This is a genomic window from Pedobacter sp. AJM, assembly GCF_002197755.1.
In the GTDB taxonomy this organism is placed as follows: domain Bacteria; phylum Bacteroidota; class Bacteroidia; order Sphingobacteriales; family Sphingobacteriaceae; genus Pedobacter.
Window position 1 is genome coordinate 96,786 of record NZ_NHOT01000013.1, and the last position, 17,583, is coordinate 114,368.

A 17,583-nucleotide genomic window follows, 5' to 3' on the forward strand; every position below is an offset into this window, starting at 1 on the left:
TATATGGCTCAAATTAAAAATCATTTTTATAGATCTGGTTTTCAAATTGAATAAACTTTGAACTGTAATTTATGAACGTAATTTCAAAAGAAAATTTCGCCAAAGCAACCGGCATTTGCAATGTTCCTATTCCGGGTCTTGCTTCCTTTTTAATGCGGTTTTTGAAAATTAATAATTTCAATGGAATGATCAGGGATGCAAATTCTTTAGAAGGAGAAAAATTTGCTAAACATATTCTAAATGTTTTAGGGGTAAGCATTCAAATGAGTGACGAAGATTTAGCGCATATCCCAAAGGATGGTGCTTTTATTGCTATTGCAAACCATCCATATGGTGCGATAGAATCTTTAGCCTTATTAAGTATCCTTGCCAATCATCGCCCTGACACCATGTTTATGGGTAATTTTTTGCTAAAAAAAATTCCTAATCTGGAAAAATGTATCATCGCTGTTAATCCATTTGAAAAAGTGCTGGATTCATCAAGTATCAGCGGATTAAAAATAACGTTGAAAGTGCTGAAAGATGGAAGTCCGGTGGCTATTTTTCCAGCAGGTGAAGTTTCTTCGTATAAATTCAGAAAAAATCAAATTACAGACAAGGAATGGCATCCGGTAGTAGGCAAAATTATTTCGAAGGCAAATGTTCCTGTTTTACCGATCTATTTTCATGGTAATAATGGAATTTTCTTTAGCTTGTTGAAATTAATCCATCCATCATTACAAACGGCTAAACTCATCTCTGAATTATTTAATAAAAACGGACATCAATTAAAAATCAGCATCGGTAAACCAATTAAACTCATCGATATTGATTATAAAAATTGCAATCATTCATTATTAAAATACCTTAGAAACAGCCTTTATTCCTTAAAAGGGAATTAATAAATGCCTGAACTATTCCCTGTATTAATTTCTTATTAAGTTCACCTAACAGTTTAACATAAAGAAATTGTTGCTTTTAGGTTAATTATATGTAAATTTAATATAACCAAATATGGAGCGGTTTGAAAAGCGGGATATCAACATATTTTATAAAGACCTTTTTGTTCATTTGCCTTGCGATGAATCTCGTTACGGTAAAGGGACAAAACTATTCTTTCGATTTTTATGAGGGCACCTTTAATTTCAATGCCGATTCTTCTTTATCTGTACCTGTTTCTGAAATGGCTTCAGCAGGCGAAGTAAAGCAGTTTTACGCCAGGATAGCCACAGCCCATTATGATGATTTAATTTCTAATCTTAAATCTTACCAGGAAAAACATCACCTGAATGACTGGATCTATTACCAGCTCATCCGTAAAGTGGCTGAGCAAATCAGTCCTAAATCAGAGAACTATTTTCGTTATACATTATATAAATGGTTTATTTTAAATAAATGTGGTTATGATGCCCGGTTGGCTACAGGAAATAATCAGGTAATATTTTATATCAGGAATGAGGAAGACATCAGTGATATTCCTTTTTTTATGATCGACCGTAAAAAATATATGTGTTTAAACTATCATGATTATGGGAAATTGTTTAAACAGGCTGATGCCTATAAACCAATAGATATTGCAATCCCTGAAGCAAAAAATCAGTTTTCATATAAAGTAACGCGGATGCCAGATTTCAAGCCGGAAGGTTATGAGGATAAGAACATCGAATTTAGTTACAGGCAAAAAAATTATCACTTTAAATTAAAAGTAAACAAAGAAGTACAAAACATTTTCAAGAATTACCCCGTCGTAGATTTTGAAAGTTACTTTAACATCCCGTTAAGCAGAGAAACCTATAGTTCTTTAATTCCTACTTTAAAGGAAAACCTAAAGAAAATGGATCAAAAAAACGGCATCGATTACCTGATGCGTTTTACCCGTTATGCATTTTTATATGAAGATGATGGAGAAAATTTAGGAAAGGAGAAACGCAATGCCCCTGAACAAACCCTGCTAAGTCAATACAGTGATTGTGATGACCGGGCTGCCCTTTTCTTTTACCTGGTTAAAGAGATCTATAACTTACCCATGGTGGCCGTACTTTACCCGGAACATTTAACCATTGCTGTAAACCTGGATAAGCCTGTGGGCAATACCCTTACCTATAATGGCCGGCAGTATTCATTTTGTGAACCTACACCGCAAATTCGGGATTTAAAAATCGGACAGATTTCCTCCAGTCTGAAGCATAGCAAATTTGAAATTGTATATGCTTATGAACCAAAAAGAACTGCTAATTAAGCAGACTAACATAAAATTAACTTTAATTTTATGTTAACTCAAAGTTATCTTATTGCTAAGAAGACTGAACTGTTCGCCTTTTAATCTACTTTAGCCCTTACTTAAATTAATTGCAATGTCGGCTATCATATATAACATACTAAAAGAGTTTTTTGTCCTCATCCATGAACATCCGGTTAAGGCAAGAATTATGTCACCAGTGAATGATGAAAATAGCTTTACTTTTCAGATCAGTTTGCATTTTAAAAACAATAGTAGTGCAGATGCAAATATTCCAAATTCTACATTTACCTCGTATGCCACTGCCGAAAGGCATTTATTAGGATATTTAGACGCCTTTCAAAATACGATGGATTTAGGTGGCAGTATCGCTGAGGGGACCAGGTTTTAATTATTTTTTCGCATTTTCTTGTATTAATGCTGAGCCGATAAATGGTTTTCAGTAATCTTTAATAAATATTTTACATGTTAACTTCAGTTGGTTTTGTTAACATAATCATAATGTTAATTTAACTTAGCGATATTTTATCTTTGCATAAATCCTAATTAAGTTAAATGAAAAAGCACAAATCTAAGTCGAAGAATATTTCGGCAAACAAGAGAGTACGTAAAGAAATAGAAACTAAACTAACAACTGCATTTAACGAGGTTCTGGCGCAGTTTGGAAAGGCAAAGAAAACGGAGCAGGTAATAGAGAAATTCGCCAAACGTCTTTCTAAAAAAATCAACCTGAAACCTGCAGATGATTCGATCGAACCATTTATAAAAGAAGAAGTAGCTGTTGTAGTGAAAGAAAAAGCGGTTAAGCCCGCCATAGCAAAAAAAATAAAAACGCCGTTAGTGGAAGCGCCGGAATTAAAAGCATAAAAAATGCCCTGCTGGTTTTAATCAGCAGGGCATTTTTGTTTATAATCAGCTATTAGAAGCTATATCTCAATCCCAGTTGCATCTGATAACGTGATGCAAAAAAGTCTCTCGAATAAGAAGTAACGTTCCCCTTATTAAATGTGTAACTAGGATAAGTAGTTGCATTACCTGCAGAAATTACTTTTCCAGCAGCATCTTTCTCAAGAGATAATCCAACATTCGCCATTGAATTGAATGTATTCGGAGAAAAATACTGGATGCCCCAATTCTTATTTACCAGATTGGTTAAGTTCACAATATCATAAGTTAAGGTTAAAACATGAGGATGTTTTCCTTGTGCGACCTGAATATCCTGAGAGAATCTGAAATCAGCCTGAACGTTCCATGGTGTACGTGCACCGTTACGCTCTGTGAACTGGCCCCTGCGGGTACTCAGATATTTATCTCCGTCTATGTATGCATCAAATGCTGCAGCCTGTGCCTGATTGGCTGAAGAAAAGAATTTCGAAGTTTCACCAACAGCCGGGATATAAACTAAACCAACTGTTTGTCCAGTATTATTTACCGTAGCATTTACAAATCCTAAAGAATAAGGAGCACCGGACTGTGCACTAAAGAAAATGGAGAAGTTACTTACATACTTATTGTTTTTAGCCCAGTCTAACCTGTAATTTAAGGTTGAAATAACCCGATTACGCACATCAAAGTTAGAATAAGCCAAACCTGGGTTATTCGGACTTAAGGCCTGATTTAACTGCCAGTTAGATTCCATGGAGTTACGGATACCGTTGGCAATATCTTTAGACTGACCATAAGTGTAGGCAACCATTACATCTAAACCAAAAGGTAAAGATTTACTTACCTGACCAGTTAAGGAATATTTATATCCTTTATCGGTATTTGACAATAGATAAGCGTTTGTATATTTTGAATTAATTTTTGCTCCGGAATAAATGGGCTGCTGGTGCTGTGTATCATAAGCCATATAAGTTGGATTATCTACATAGTTAATTTGCTGGAAAGCAACATCCTGAATAACCTTGCTGTAAATACCCTCTACAGTAAACTTCCAGTTATCCTGGGTTTTGAAATCAAAGGCTAAGTTAGTTCTCCAGGCCTTCGGCATTTTGAAATTATTATCCACTAAATCAACCTGAGTTGCACCATTGGCATCATTGATATTTACACCTTGCTTGGCTGCATATCCGGCTTCGCCGTTTCCGTTTAAAGCATCTTTTATCGGATCACTACCTGCAACCTGGGTTACAGATTTATTTCCGCTTGCAGGTTTAAGATCATAAGCACCATAATTTACACCATTATTGTAATAAGCGTAACCTAACCAGGCAAAAGGTACACGACTGGTAAATAAACCACTACCACCGCGTACAATCAAGCTTTGATCACCCAATGCATCGAAATTAAAACCTAATCTTGGTGAAATCTGAATTTTGTTTAGAAACTTGTTATTAATGGCTGAGGGTTGCGTATAAGTATAGGTTGTACCATAATTTGGATCAACTGGTGAGTTGGTCGTTTTATTACTCAAAGTTGGCATGGTTGGTAAATCAGCCATATCGAAACGCAAACCTAAGGTAAGTTTAAATTTATCACTTAAACGCATTTCATCCTGTCCGTAAGCGCTATAAAGATTAACATTGAATTTAGCAGTCGGATTGGCAATAATATTATCGCGTGAGTTATCAGCATAATCAAAGCTGGTACGAACCCTTTTCGGTCTGTTATTCAGGAAGTCGTCAACCGTATCATAAGCTACCCTACCATTCCATGCATTCACAAAACCGTAGTTTATTTTATAAAATTCATTGTGCGTACCTACCGTAAAATTATGGATGCCTTTGCTGAATGAATAGTTATCCGTTAACTCAAAAGTATTTTGTTTCATATTAAAAATACTTGCTTCTCTATCTGTACCCAGGAAAATAGTACCACCACTAGAGCCAATCTCAATTTGTGGAATAGCAGGATCAGAAAGAGGTGTACGGAAATCGTGTACAGTTGAATAACCTAAAATCAGGTTATTGGTAGCAGAATTGTTAAACCTTGTTTTTAAATCAGCAACGGTTGAACTCTGATTATTATTCTGTTTAAAATCAATTCCTCCAAACCTGAAGTTAGACTGATCTCTTTCTAAATTGGTTGCCTTTGAAACGATGGTATTGTTTCTGATGGTCAACTGTGTACTCTCACTGATGTTCCAATCTAAACGATTAAAGAACTTGTTAGATTGAGAGTAAATGTTATAATCACCATAAGCACCAGCATCTAAACCATATGCATTTTTCATGCGATCTGAAATTTGTTGGGCCTGAGATAATGAAATAATACCATCAGGAGAACCTGCACCTAAAATTACCGGATCCTGACGGCGGGTAATTTCCTCATTGGTGAAGAAGAACAACTTATCTTTTATAATCGGAAAACCAACACGGAAGCCGGTTTGATAATCGTGAAAAGCAGAAGGCTCTTTGCTGTTATCCCCTATTTTATTTCTGCCGATTAATGAAGCATTACGGCCATAACCATAAACAGATCCGGTGACATCATTTGTACCACCACGGGTTACGGCATTGATACTTCCCCCTAAAAAGTTACCTACTTTCACATCATAAGGAGATAAAAGTACAGTTACATCCTGAATCGCATCTAACGATACCGGATTGGTACGGGTACTGCTTCCCGGCATGCCCGAACTACCACTTTGTCCGCCCAGAGATGGGCTAAAACCAATGGCATCATTGTTAATCGCACCATCAATAGTGACGTTATTGTACCTGAAATTGGTTCCGCCAAAGGTATTGTCTTTACTGCCTTGTGGGGTTACCCGGGTAACATCCTGTAAACTCCGGTTCATGGTTGGCATTGTTTTAATCTGACCTTCACCAATGCTGGTACCGGCACCGGATTTTGTCGGGCCTTTTTGTCCTTTTACACTCACATCAGCCAGCTGACTGCCCTGTTCCTGAATATCAATATCCAGTTTCTGATCAGCACCCAGCGCTAAATAGATATTGTCTTTCACTACCGGACTGTAACCTACATAAGTTACGGTGATTTTATAGGGACCACCGGGATTTAAGTTTCCGATGCGGTATAGCCCTGTTTCATTTGATGAAGCTTTAGAGACTGTTCCGGTAGGGACATGAACAACCACAATGGTAGCCCCCGGAATAATCCCTTTCTCATCTTTAATTTTTCCATTTAAACTGGCTGTTGTGACCTGTGCATGAGCAGCGGTAACAAACAACACTAAAATACTAAATAAAAATAGTAAACGCGATTTCATTTTCTGTTGTTTTTGTTTGGTACAAAGCAACAACAGTGATGTTAACCTAATGTTAATTAAAAATTAATTATTGCGTCTTATTTAACATTAAATAAATAATTCAGAAATATATGAGACACAGTTTCTTAACACCCGATTGGGCGACCTGAAAGCGGGTTATATGAAGGGCTAAAGCTACTTTTGAAAGATGAAGATTTCATGAAGATTGAATACTATCCATCACACAAGCATGAAACATAAAAGAATAGTAAACAAAAAAAGCCAGATATCGCTATCTGGCTTTTTAATGAAAATATTAAATTTTAATATACATTAGTTTGTGGTGTGAAATTGGCCCAGCCTGCAGTCCAATCTGAAGTGCCAAATGCACCACGGTGACTCACCACATCGAAACCAGTTAAACCTGTAAAACTCGCACCAGCTAAAAGTATCGATCCAGTATTCAATGTGAATTTTGGCGTAGCACCTAAATCAAAAATACTTCCGTCAATACCTAGATCTTCCCATTTGGCATAAGTCTCGTTTCCAAATGAAGCCGTTTTGAACCAGGCATCAATGGTTTGAGTACCAACATTAGCAGTTGATTTTGTTTCCACTCCGATTGGATTTGGGAATGTTGTCGTACCACCAGTACCGTAACCATTAGCTCCCCAACCATCTACACCCGCAAGAACATTATTTTTGAGCACCAATTCACCATTAGCTGCATTCGCAAGAGTGGTAGATCCATCTATGAACAATCCATTTGGATAGGCTGTAAATACAGAATTATAGATCTTAATTTTATTGTTTCTTCTCAAATGCATTGCATTTTGAAATTGTGTTGAAATGGTTTTAGTTCTATCTTTCTTTGGACCGATAATCGTCACGTTAGAAAACTGAGCCGACGTGAAAGGAGCAACACTTGATCCGGTACCGTCATTATCAACCTCAAAACCATTGGATCCAGACTGGTCAGCAGAGTTGGCATCGCGAATACCAACCGCGAACTGTACCGTACCGCGGAAACCAAAATCAACATCGAAATCATCATCAAGACCACGATAGGCGATTAAGTGTTTTGCATTTACCGTTCCGCCAAACCATTCAAAAGCGTCATCTAAACCATATGAGCATTGTACATAATCAATCACGGTTCCGGAACCAACAGAACCCATTGTTAAAGAGTTCACCTCCTGGTTTGGATTAATTGGTGTGCCGGCATAATCAATTCTAACATATTTTAGAATTCCGGAATTATCAGTATCAACTGTTCCACCATGCCATCCTTCATAAGCACCTTCCAATTCTGCTTCGCCTCCAGATTGATTGTTGGTTGCCTTTCCACACAATACAACACCACCCCAGTCTCCCGGCTCACGCAAACCAGCAGCTCGTTCCGATGTAAAAATAATCGGTTGAGATGCTGTTCCTTCTGCAATTAGTTTATTGCCTCTTTGTACCACCAAAGTACCTTTCGTTTCCCGATCACCGATGATTGTTGTACCAGCTTCAATTGTTAAGGTAATGCCCTCAACCGCTGCTAAACCAGCTTTATTTTTAGGATCTCTTCCAACTCTCACAAAGCCATTAAGCCTGTAAATGTTATCTTTGGTCCATTTTGTGTTCGTTGTAATACTGCCGGCTGCTACTTCCACAACCGGCTTGGTAAACCCGGTAGCTGGATTAGGAGTGGTTCCACCTCCATTACCTGAGTTGTATCCAGCTTCATTATATTCTATCACAGTTGTTTTTTTGCATGAACTAAAAATTAATGTTCCTGCCAAAACAAATGCCATTGCTTTAAGTCCGTTAGTACCAAATTTTGGTTTGTAGCGCTTTTTCATATTCATTTCTTGTTTTTTATGTCTTTTTATTATTGATTAAAATAATTTGTATGAAAGTGTTAATCCGAACTGACGGCCACTTTTAAATTGCGCCGTAACCTGGTCAACTGACTGATCAAAATTTCCATCTTGATTTCCGTCCTGCATCAGGGTAAAATTCTGATTCAGCAAATCATTGAAGTTTGCTTTTAAGGAGAGCTTGTTGGTAAAATTTTTAGTAACGACCAAATCCACAACATTTCTAGGCATCTCATAAATATCCCTGATCAGATCAGTACCTACAAAAGCGATGCGCTTGCCTGCCACATTGTAAAGGAGGTTAACCTGGAACTTAGATTTGATATTATTATAGAATATAGCCGCGTTAAGGATATATGGCGACTGGCCCTGCATTGGACGATTATTGGATTGCCCTATTGCACTTGCACCATCAAACATTACTTTACTATTGATGTAAGATGCATTTAATAAGACTGTCAAATCATTCAAGAACTGGCTTTCACTTAAACCTGCCAATGATTTACGCATTTCCAATTCTACGCCAACGTTTCTGACCTTTTGGGCGTTATTAAAATTGAAAGACTGCGCATTAGACCCTGGTATCGCCGTCATCTCAATCGCATCTTTAAACTTTTTATAAAAACCTGAAATACTAATCAATTCGCCTGACGATGGGTAGAATTCATATTTTAAATCAAAATTATCAATCTTTGCTGTTTTTAAATTAGGGTTACCAGCCACATTGAAATTCTGATCAAAATCATAAAATGAGAAAGGTGCAATCTCTCTGAATTCAGGTCTGTTCAGGGTTTTACCATAAGCCAATCTGAATAAAGATTTTTCATTCACATTAAACTGTACGTTAGCAGAAGGGAGTATTCTCGTGATATCGTTGTTTACATTAACAGGTCCATCAGTATCAAAACTATTTAATTTTTGAACGTTATTTTCAACTCTCGCACCTGCAACTATGGTTAGCTTATCTTTATAAGGTAGCACAAAATTTGCAAACCCTGCGAGTAATTTATTTGAAGCATCATAGTTATCATATGGATTTGATTTTTCATCCAATCTAATTCCTGTGGTCGTATTGATATTTTTCCAATCGAAAAGTTCTTCTATAGTACCTTTCAGCAAGGATTGATCAAAATTTAGTGAGTTTGCCCGTACGTAACCAATGTTTCTCGAAGTAAAGGTTCTTTGTTTATCCTCATAATAACCACCAATTTTTAATGAAGGTTTAAACCCTTCTGATTTTGGGGCAAGTGCTTGTTCAATATTAAATGCACCTGTTTTAATGTCTTCATTCATTTTAGAAAAGAATCTTCCCAAAAATTCTGGCTGAGCACCACCTGTTGGCACGAAAATGTTAAAAGTACCATCCCCATTAGCCAATGTTCTGTAACGTGAATAATCGGGCTGATCTCTGAAAGATTTACTATAACCAAAAACCCAATCAAACTTAGTATGCTCGTTATTGAATTTATGCACGCCGGATAACTGACCAGAATAAATCCCCCGGTATAGCACATTAGAAGCAAAATTGGCATAATCCTGTTGCTTTTCAGAACCAAAGCGGCTTACATACTGAGAAGTACTTAACTGGTTATAAAGATTTTTAAATTCAAATGTATTGTTATTATCTAACTTGAAAGCCCAATTGTGTACAATGCCTAAACGTACATTATAGGTATACTGATCATCATTATATCTGTAATTTTCCTCAGCAATTTGCGAAACAGGATCATAAACTTCATAATTCCCTCTAAAAACCGCGTTATTTGTCTTGCTGTTACTGTAAGTGATTGCTGTAATATTTCCTAATAATTTATTGTTGATGTTAAAGCGTTTACTACCATAAATATTTAACTTCTGATCCAGATTTGCCGTATTTACATCTGGTAACCAGTTATTTCTAAGTGCATGACCAGCTGCGTTTAACTTGCTCGCACTGACACTATTCAAATTAGAAGGAAAATTTACAGGCAGATCATTATCACCTGTATTAAAACCAGTAAAGTATAAACTTCCGGTATTGGTCCTTTTGAAATCTTTAAATGTTGCATTCTGGCGATAACTCGTTCCATAATCAATAGTTAACCGGTCGTCATCGGGAATACTCTTGAGAAAAACCTTTACCACACCTCCTGCGAAATCCGCAGGAATATCTGCAGAAGGACTTTTATAAACCAATACCCGATCAATTTGATTGCTTGGAATTAAATCAAAAGAGAAAGATCTGACATCAGTTTCCAAACTTGGAGCAGTGACATTATTGAGTTGAACATTATTGTATCGCTCAGCTAGCCCCCTGATATTAATAAAACGATTGTCAACAATGGTAATGCCCGGAACACGTTTCACTACTTGTGCGGCATCCGTATCACCAGATCTTTGAATGGTTTGAGACGAAACGCCATTTGCTATTGACTGAGATTTTTTTAATTCTGCGAGCAATGAAACCTCAGTACCAGTTTTTCTGGAGCCGGTTACTACAACATCGTTAAGTGTGGATTGATCATCCTCCATGACAACATCTACAACTGTTGTTTTTCCTGGAGTAACCTTTACATTTGGAATAATTTGTTTCTTAAAAGAAATAAACGAAAAGCTTATCCTGTAAGTACCAGGCTTTACGGTATTGAGAATATAATTCCCGTCTGCATCACTCGTTGTACCGATCGATGTGCCTTCTATTAATACTGATAACCCAACTAAGGTTTGCCCCGTAGTTTTATCCGTTATTTTACCAGAAATTTTTCCTGTCTGCGCATACGAGAGCATGCTGATCGTCAAAGCGAACACAGTAAGTGCCGCTCTTTTAAAAGAGTTTAGTAAGTCCAATTTGCCTTTATTTGATAAGGGCAAAGCTATTACCACAGTGTTAACCGCAAGTTAGGTGTTAATTAACATTCCTTTACTTTAAGGTTAACTAAAAGTTAACTGATTTTTTATGTCAGTAACGGATACCGGTTTTCTTGCAGATGAAGTGCAATAACCAGATCGGACCTATTAACAAAAACTTAACATCATCTAAAAAAGAAGGCTTCTTGCCTTCAATTTTATGCCCGATAAATTGCCCGATCCAGGCTGCAATAAAAATAACGGCATAAATGGCATATGCCGTTCCACTGCCTAAACCTACGGCCTGTTCAATCTTAACAATGACATAACTCATTAAACCCACCAGCCAGATCATCATAAAAAATAATACGGGTGAAAGTGTAAAGTAATAATATAAACTAAAAGCCAGCAGAAATGAAGCCCAATTGAAAAATCCATTATAACTCCCCAGAAAACCAATATGCGGAAAAGGAATCTGCCATACCAGACCAAGCAAACTAAACACAATTAAAGGAACACAAATCCAGTGCACCATCTTATTGGTATGGTTTTGATGACTTTCTGCATATTGATCAAAAAGGACATCAACAGGGCGCTTGGGCTCTACAGGTATGGTTGGCTTGCTCATGATGTAAAAATAAAAAAAGCGATGGATATTCCATCGCTTAATATAATCTGTATCATCCTTTAATCTGTGTAATCAACCACTTTAGTGTAAATTACCTTAGTTTAATCTATTTAATCAAACACTTTAGTGTAAATCTGCACAATCATTGTAGTTATTTTGCAAAGGCAACAGAACGGGTTTCACGAATTACGGTAACCTTAATCTGACCTGGATAAGTCATCTCCGTTTGGATACGGGTAGAGATATCAGCAGCCAGTAATTCAGCCTGTGCATCTGTTATTCTTTCACTTTCTACAATTACCCGCAGCTCTCTACCAGCCTGGATTGCAAATGTTTTTTCTACTCCCGGATAAGATAAAGCCAGTTCTTCCAAATCCTTTAAACGTTTAATATAGCTTTCCACCACTTCCCTACGGGCACCCGGACGGGCACCAGAAATGGCATCACAAGCCTGAATAATCGGCGAAATCATTGAAGTCATTTCGATTTCATCGTGGTGGGCACCAATGGCATTGCAAATTTCAGGATGTTCCTTATATTTTTCTGCCAGTTGCATCCCTAAAATGGCGTGAGGTAATTCCGGATTGTCATCAGGCACCTTACCAATATCATGTAACAGTCCGGCACGTTTAGCCATCTTTGCATTTAAGCCTAATTCTGCTGCCATGGTCGCACAGAAATTAGCCACCTCTCGCGAGTGATGTAACAAGTTCTGTCCATAAGAAGAGCGGTAACGCATCCGTCCAACCATACGAATCAGTTCAGGGTGTAAACCATGAATGCCTAAATCAATGACGGTACGCTCACCAATTTCTACAATTTCATCTTCAATTTGCTTTTTGGTCTTCGCCACAATTTCTTCAATACGGGCCGGGTGAATCCGTCCATCTGTCACCAGACGGTGTAAAGCCAAACGGGCAATTTCCCTTCTTACCGGATCAAAACCAGATAAAATAATCGCTTCAGGTGTATCATCCACAATAATTTCGATACCGGTAGCGGCCTCTAAAGCACGGATATTTCTACCCTCTCTACCAATTACACGACCTTTAATCTCATCACTTTCGATATGGAAAATCGAAACTGAGTTTTCAATTGCCGCTTCAGTTGCCGTACGTTGAATGGTTTGAATAACCACCTTTTTGGCTTCTTTACTCGCCGTCAATTTTGCTTCATCCACAATATCTTTAACCTGCATCATGGCCTGCGTGCGGGCCTCTTGTTTCAGGTTTTCTACCAATTGTTCTTTCGCTTCTTCAGCAGAAAGTCCGGCAATGGTTTCCAGTTGTTTCAGGTGCTGATTTTTTAATACTTCAACTTCTTCCTGCTTTTTAACAGCTAAATCGGTTTGCTTTTCAAGATTTGCCTTTTGCTTATCCAGCTCCTGCTCTTTTTTGTTGAAGTTTTCCATGCGCTGATTAACAGATTGTTCTTTCTGTTTCATCGTGTTTTCGCGTTGGTTAATCGTATTGTTTTTAGCATTTACTTCCTGCTCATGCTCTGCTTTTAATTGCAAAAATTTCTCTTTTGCTTCCAAAAGTTTATTCTTCTTTAAGATTTCCGCATTATTCTCTGCGTCTTTCAAAATCTTTTTAACCTTGTTTTGAGCGGCAACTTCCTGCCCTTTAAGCAAGTTGCGTAGTAGGAACCTCCCTACCGCTATACCGATACCTAAGCCTGCTATTAAGGCAAATATGTATCCTAGAATTTCCGTTATCTCCATTTTGTTTTTTAAGTAAAAAAAAACCGCAACTAATTTTTAAAGCCTCATTATTTTAAACCTCAACTAAGCATAATTGGGATTTAAGCCATTTTCAGGTGCTTAAAGCAGATGAAATACGCCCTCTTAACCCCATAGATATTGAAGTGTTAAGTTTTATAAATTTTGAAACTCAAAAACTAGCCGCGGCTATGTCTTTATGCTAATGATAGAGACTCGTCATCCTGAATCTATTTCAGAATCTTATTAAAAAGGCACTGAAACAAGTTCAGCGCGACGAATCGCCAAAGAACGATCCTTTATTTTTTGAAAAAACCATTAAGTAAAATATCCAACTCTTCAACTTTATCGGCAACTGCAGTATCCTGGTTTTGCACCTGGTTTTCCGTTCTTAATACAGCCGTTGCATAATGCAATACAGCCATAGAAAGAAGATCCTGCTTATCCCTAACCGCATAATTATCCTGATAATCTTTTATGCGCTCATTGATCATTTTAGCTGCCCGTCTCACAATTTCTTCCTCTTCTGTATTCACCTTTAAAGGGTAAATACGGTCGGAAATGGTTATTTTAATCGAGATTTCTCCCATTTGTTAGCTTAGTTTCTGATTTCTCCGCATCATTTATTTTTTTAACAATGCGATACTTTTATCAATCTCCCGCACAAAATCGTTAATTTTCTGTTTAATATCAAGTGATTTCTCACTCGCCCCTTCTATACTTTTAGCCAGTTTCGTAACTCTTAATTTTTCTTCAAGATCTACGGTCTTTGCTTTCGAAGTATCAACGGCTACTTTTAACGATTGATTTTCAAGCTTTAATAAATCATTTTCTTCCTGTAAGGCATCACATAACTCGATTAAACGAGCCGTTTTTTGTAATACCTTATCTAATTGATCAGCAACAGAAGTCATGAATTTATTTCTAAAAATACGAATTTATATTTTATTTCCTAATTTCTGCCCCTGCTTGCTGCGTTAAATTTGCAATGAGCTTCTGCATCGTACTTTCTATTTGCTTATCAGTTAAAGTTTGCTCCTCATCCTGCAAAATGAAATTCAAGGCATAAGATTTTTTACCTTCAGGCAATTTGTCTCCCACATACACATCAAAAACCCCTACTTCTTTAATCAGCTTTTTATCGGTTTTAAAGGCAATTCCTTTTAAAGTATCAAAGGTTACTGCCTGATCAATCAATAAAGACAAATCGCGGCGCACCTGCGGGTATTTTGACAGCTCCTTATTCACTATTTTATTTTTCTTGACGATATCTAAAATAGCAGCCCAGTCAAAATCGGCATAAAAAACTTCTGCATGAACATCGGCCAGCTTACGGTCGGCTTTTGTAGCAGCACCAAAACTTACAATGGCTTTATCTCCACGGAAATATTTAATACCATAGGCAAAGTGCACATCATTTAAAGTATCTGTCTGATAACCCGAGATGCCTAAACGGGATATGATGCCATCAACCGCTGCCTTCAGGTTGTAAAAGGTAGCTGGTTTGGCATGATGATTCCACTGCTCACTTTGTTTTGCACCAGAAATCAGCAACAATAACCGTTGCCGCTCTACATAGCGTTCATTGATCAAATGATAGGTTTTACCAAATTCGTAAAACTTCACATCAGCATTTTTACGGTTCTGGTTATACGCAACGCTTTCAAGGGCTGGCATTAATAACTCCTGGCGCATCACATTCAAATCACTGCTTAAAGGATTTAAGATAAATACGGCCTCATCTGGTTGTTTTGAATAGGCTGATTTAGTTAACGAGTTACACATGATTTCCGCATATCCGTTAGCCGTTAATACATCTGCAATTACATTTTGCGTATTTTCTTTCTCCGGCTTCACACTATATGACAATGATGCATTTACCTTCGATGGAATTTCGATATTGTTATAGCCGTAAATGCGCAATACTTCTTCGGTAATATCACACTCCCGGGTTACATCTACCTTAAACGACGGAACCCTTAAAGCCAGTGTATCATCAGAAGTGCTGGTGGCCGTAATACCCAAAGCGGTAATAATATGTTTAATCTCCGCAGCAGGAATCTGTGCACCAATTAATTGATTGATATTGGTGTAGCTTACTTCAAATTCAAACGGACGAATGGGTTCAGGATAAATATCAGAAACTGATGAAGAAATTTCTCCCCCGGCCAGTGCTTTAATTAAAATAGCGGCATATTTCAAGGCCGTAACCGTAATTTCCGGATCGGTTCCACGCTCAAAACGGAAAGAGGCATCAGTTTTTAAACCATGGCGTTTTGCTGTTTTACGGACTGAAACCGAATTGAAGTAGGCACTTTCGAGGAATATGTTCTTCGTATCGGCATCAACGCCGGAAGTTTTCCCACCAAATACACCGGCAATACACATCGGTGCTTCAGTGTTGCAAATCATTAAATCGTCTGCACTCAATTTACGCTCTGCATCATCAAGGGTTACAAAAGGTGTTCCTTCGGCAACTTTCTTTACGATCACCCTGCCGCCAGCAATTTTATCTGCATCAAAAGCATGTAAAGGCTGACCTAATCCGTGTAAAACGTAATTGGTAATATCCACTACATTATTAACCGGGCGGAGGCCAATTACTTTTAATTTATCTTTTAGCCAATCCGGAGACGCTGCAACGGTAACACCAGAAATGGTTACACTGCTGTAACGCGGACAGGCGTCCATATCTTCCACTTCAACCGGAATCACTAAATTTTCGTTATCGGTTTTAAAGGCAGAAAGGTCGGGCATTTCATAATCACTTCTGAAATAAGCAGCCAAATCTCTTGCTACACCTAGATGAGAAGCCGCATCGGCACGGTTTGGTGTTAAACCAATTTCGAAAACAAAATCATCGCCCATTTTGAAATGGTCTTTGGCGCGGATTCCGATTTCAGTATCTTCAGCCAGAACCATAATTCCATCATGAGACTTTCCTAAACCAATTTCATCCTCAGCACAGATCATGCCCTGCGAAACTTCTCCCCTGATTTTAGATTCTTTAATTTTAAAAGGCTCACCTTCCAGTGGATAAACAGTAGTGCCAACCGGGGCAACCACTACTTTCTGACCGGCACCTACATTTGGCGCGCCGCAAACAATCTGAAGATTTTCTTTTCCGCCAATATTTACGGTAGTGATGCGCAAGCGATCGGCATTAGGATGGGTCATGCAGGTTAAAACTTCGCCAATCACCAGGCCCTCTAATCCACCCACTACAGGCTGCACTTTATCTACACTTTCCACTTCCAGGCCAATATCGGTTAAGATCAGGGAAAGCTCCTGAGGCGTTTTGTTTAGCTGAACGAATTGTTTTAACCAGTTATAGGATATTTTCATTTGTAAGTATCAAGTAGTGAGTATCATGTATCGAGATAATTGTCGATACTTCGATTTCATAAAACGCAAAGATATTATTTAAAGCTTAAAGCAGAAAACTAAACCGGAAATCTTCGGGCAATAATGCTAAGCTGGTCAGCTATGTCTTTGAACCATGCAAACTGCAACTTTAAAGGATTTCTCCACTGCGGTTGGAATGACGACCGGGTTGATGGTGGAACTACAACCATCGCAACACCGTCCTCCCAACTGGAGTGCAACGGAATGGAGAGATCTTTGAACCATACATTCTTCAACCTGAAAAGATTCCTCCACTGCGGTCGGAATGACGACTAGGCTGATAGCGGAACTACAACTATCGCAACACCGTCCTCTCGACTGGAGTGCAACGGAATGGAGAGATCTTTGAATCATACCATTCTTCAACCTGAAAAGATTCTTCTACTGCGGTCGGAATGACGAATATGCTGATTACGAAGTGAACACCATTGTGCCAGCGTCCTCCCAACTGGAGTGCAACGGAATGGAGAGATCTTTGAACCATACCATTCTTCAAGCTAAAAAGATTTCTCCACTGCGGTCGGAATGACGACGATGCTGATAACGAAGTGAACACCATTGTGCCACCGTCCTCTCGACTGGAGTGCAACGGAATGGAGAGATCTTTGAACCATACATTCTTCAACCTGAAAAGATTCCTCCACTGCGGTCGGAATGACGACTAGGCTGATAGCGGAACTACAACTATCGCAACACCGTCCTCTCGACTGGAGTGCAACGGAATGGAGAGATCTTTGAATCATACCGTTCTTCAACCTGAAAAGATTT

Annotated in this window: 12 protein-coding genes; 4 read left to right on the forward strand and 8 right to left on the reverse strand. The window is 38.1% G+C overall.

The annotated features are described in order from the left end of the window. Positions 1-71 precede the first annotated feature (71 nt). The 4 genes from CBW18_RS18955 to CBW18_RS18970 all read left to right on the forward strand — a co-directional run bounded on the left by CBW18_RS18955 (position 72) and on the right by CBW18_RS18970 (position 3,085). Entirely contained in the window at positions 72-881 is an 810-nt protein-coding gene (locus CBW18_RS18955) for a 1-acyl-sn-glycerol-3-phosphate acyltransferase (protein ID WP_140418713.1), read from the forward strand. A 179-nt stretch (positions 882-1,060) separates the two neighbouring features. Then, positions 1,061-2,218 carry a hypothetical protein gene (locus CBW18_RS18960; protein ID WP_088302940.1) on the forward strand — a complete coding sequence of 386 codons (1,158 nt, stop codon included), beginning with the start codon at positions 1,061-1,063 and terminating at the stop codon, positions 2,216-2,218. 115 nt (positions 2,219-2,333) lie between these two features. Further along, positions 2,334-2,609, forward strand: a complete 276-nt coding sequence (locus CBW18_RS18965) for a hypothetical protein (protein ID WP_140418714.1) — start codon at positions 2,334-2,336, stop codon at positions 2,607-2,609. Positions 2,610-2,773: 164 nt separating this feature from the next. Next, positions 2,774-3,085, forward strand: a complete 312-nt coding sequence (locus CBW18_RS18970) for a hypothetical protein (protein ID WP_088302942.1) — start codon at positions 2,774-2,776, stop codon at positions 3,083-3,085. A gap of 52 nt (positions 3,086-3,137) precedes the next feature. On the opposite strand, the gene CBW18_RS18975 is transcribed toward CBW18_RS18970, so the two are convergent. From CBW18_RS18975 to pheT, 8 genes are all read right to left on the reverse strand, one after another. Next, positions 3,138-6,392 (reverse strand): TonB-dependent receptor, encoded by a 3,255-nt coding sequence (locus CBW18_RS18975; RefSeq protein WP_088302943.1) that lies wholly within the window; start codon positions 6,390-6,392, stop codon positions 3,138-3,140. Positions 6,393-6,694: 302 nt separating this feature from the next. Continuing rightward, the gene (locus tag CBW18_RS18980; RefSeq protein ID WP_140418715.1) at positions 6,695-8,218 is read right to left on the reverse strand and encodes an Ig-like domain repeat protein; all 1,524 of its coding nucleotides are present in this window, start codon (positions 8,216-8,218) and stop codon (positions 6,695-6,697) included. A 36-nt stretch (positions 8,219-8,254) separates the two neighbouring features. Further along, complete coding sequence (locus CBW18_RS18985) at positions 8,255-11,062, reverse strand: TonB-dependent receptor (RefSeq protein ID WP_140418716.1); 2,808 nt, start codon at positions 11,060-11,062, stop codon at positions 8,255-8,257. Positions 11,063-11,174: 112 nt separating this feature from the next. Then, positions 11,175-11,690 (reverse strand): DUF962 domain-containing protein, encoded by a 516-nt coding sequence (locus CBW18_RS18990; protein ID WP_088302946.1) that lies wholly within the window; start codon positions 11,688-11,690, stop codon positions 11,175-11,177. Positions 11,691-11,841: 151 nt separating this feature from the next. After that, the gene (gene rny / locus CBW18_RS18995) at positions 11,842-13,413 is read right to left on the reverse strand and encodes a ribonuclease Y (RefSeq protein WP_088302947.1); all 1,572 of its coding nucleotides are present in this window, start codon (positions 13,411-13,413) and stop codon (positions 11,842-11,844) included. A 296-nt stretch (positions 13,414-13,709) separates the two neighbouring features. Beyond that, positions 13,710-14,000: a cell division protein ZapA gene (locus CBW18_RS19000; RefSeq protein ID WP_088302948.1), complete on the reverse strand. Its 291-nt coding sequence runs from the start codon at positions 13,998-14,000 to the stop codon at positions 13,710-13,712. A 33-nt stretch (positions 14,001-14,033) separates the two neighbouring features. After that, positions 14,034-14,324 carry a hypothetical protein gene (locus CBW18_RS19005; protein ID WP_088302949.1) on the reverse strand — a complete coding sequence of 97 codons (291 nt, stop codon included), beginning with the start codon at positions 14,322-14,324 and terminating at the stop codon, positions 14,034-14,036. A 31-nt stretch (positions 14,325-14,355) separates the two neighbouring features. Further along, the gene (gene pheT, locus CBW18_RS19010; RefSeq protein ID WP_088302950.1) at positions 14,356-16,755 is read right to left on the reverse strand and encodes a phenylalanine--tRNA ligase subunit beta; all 2,400 of its coding nucleotides are present in this window, start codon (positions 16,753-16,755) and stop codon (positions 14,356-14,358) included. Between the last annotated feature and the right edge of the window lie 828 nt (positions 16,756-17,583).

Coding starts and splice junctions, on each gene's coding strand:
- CBW18_RS18955 (WP_140418713.1), top strand. CDS start 72: ATGAACGTAATTTCAAAAGAAAATTTCGCCAAAGCAACCGGCATTTGC.
- CBW18_RS18960 (WP_088302940.1), top strand. CDS start 1,061: ATGAATCTCGTTACGGTAAAGGGACAAAACTATTCTTTCGATTTTTAT.
- CBW18_RS18965 (WP_140418714.1), top strand. CDS start 2,334: ATGTCGGCTATCATATATAACATACTAAAAGAGTTTTTTGTCCTCATC.
- CBW18_RS18970 (WP_088302942.1), top strand. CDS start 2,774: ATGAAAAAGCACAAATCTAAGTCGAAGAATATTTCGGCAAACAAGAGA.
- CBW18_RS18975 (WP_088302943.1), bottom strand. CDS start 6,392: ATGAAATCGCGTTTACTATTTTTATTTAGTATTTTAGTGTTGTTTGTT.
- CBW18_RS18980 (WP_140418715.1), bottom strand. CDS start 8,218: ATGAAAAAGCGCTACAAACCAAAATTTGGTACTAACGGACTTAAAGCA.
- CBW18_RS18990 (WP_088302946.1), bottom strand. CDS start 11,690: ATGAGCAAGCCAACCATACCTGTAGAGCCCAAGCGCCCTGTTGATGTC.
- rny (WP_088302947.1), bottom strand. CDS start 13,413: ATGGAGATAACGGAAATTCTAGGATACATATTTGCCTTAATAGCAGGC.
- CBW18_RS19000 (WP_088302948.1), bottom strand. CDS start 14,000: ATGGGAGAAATCTCGATTAAAATAACCATTTCCGACCGTATTTACCCT.
- CBW18_RS19005 (WP_088302949.1), bottom strand. CDS start 14,324: ATGACTTCTGTTGCTGATCAATTAGATAAGGTATTACAAAAAACGGCT.
- pheT (WP_088302950.1), bottom strand. CDS start 16,755: ATGAAAATATCCTATAACTGGTTAAAACAATTCGTTCAGCTAAACAAA.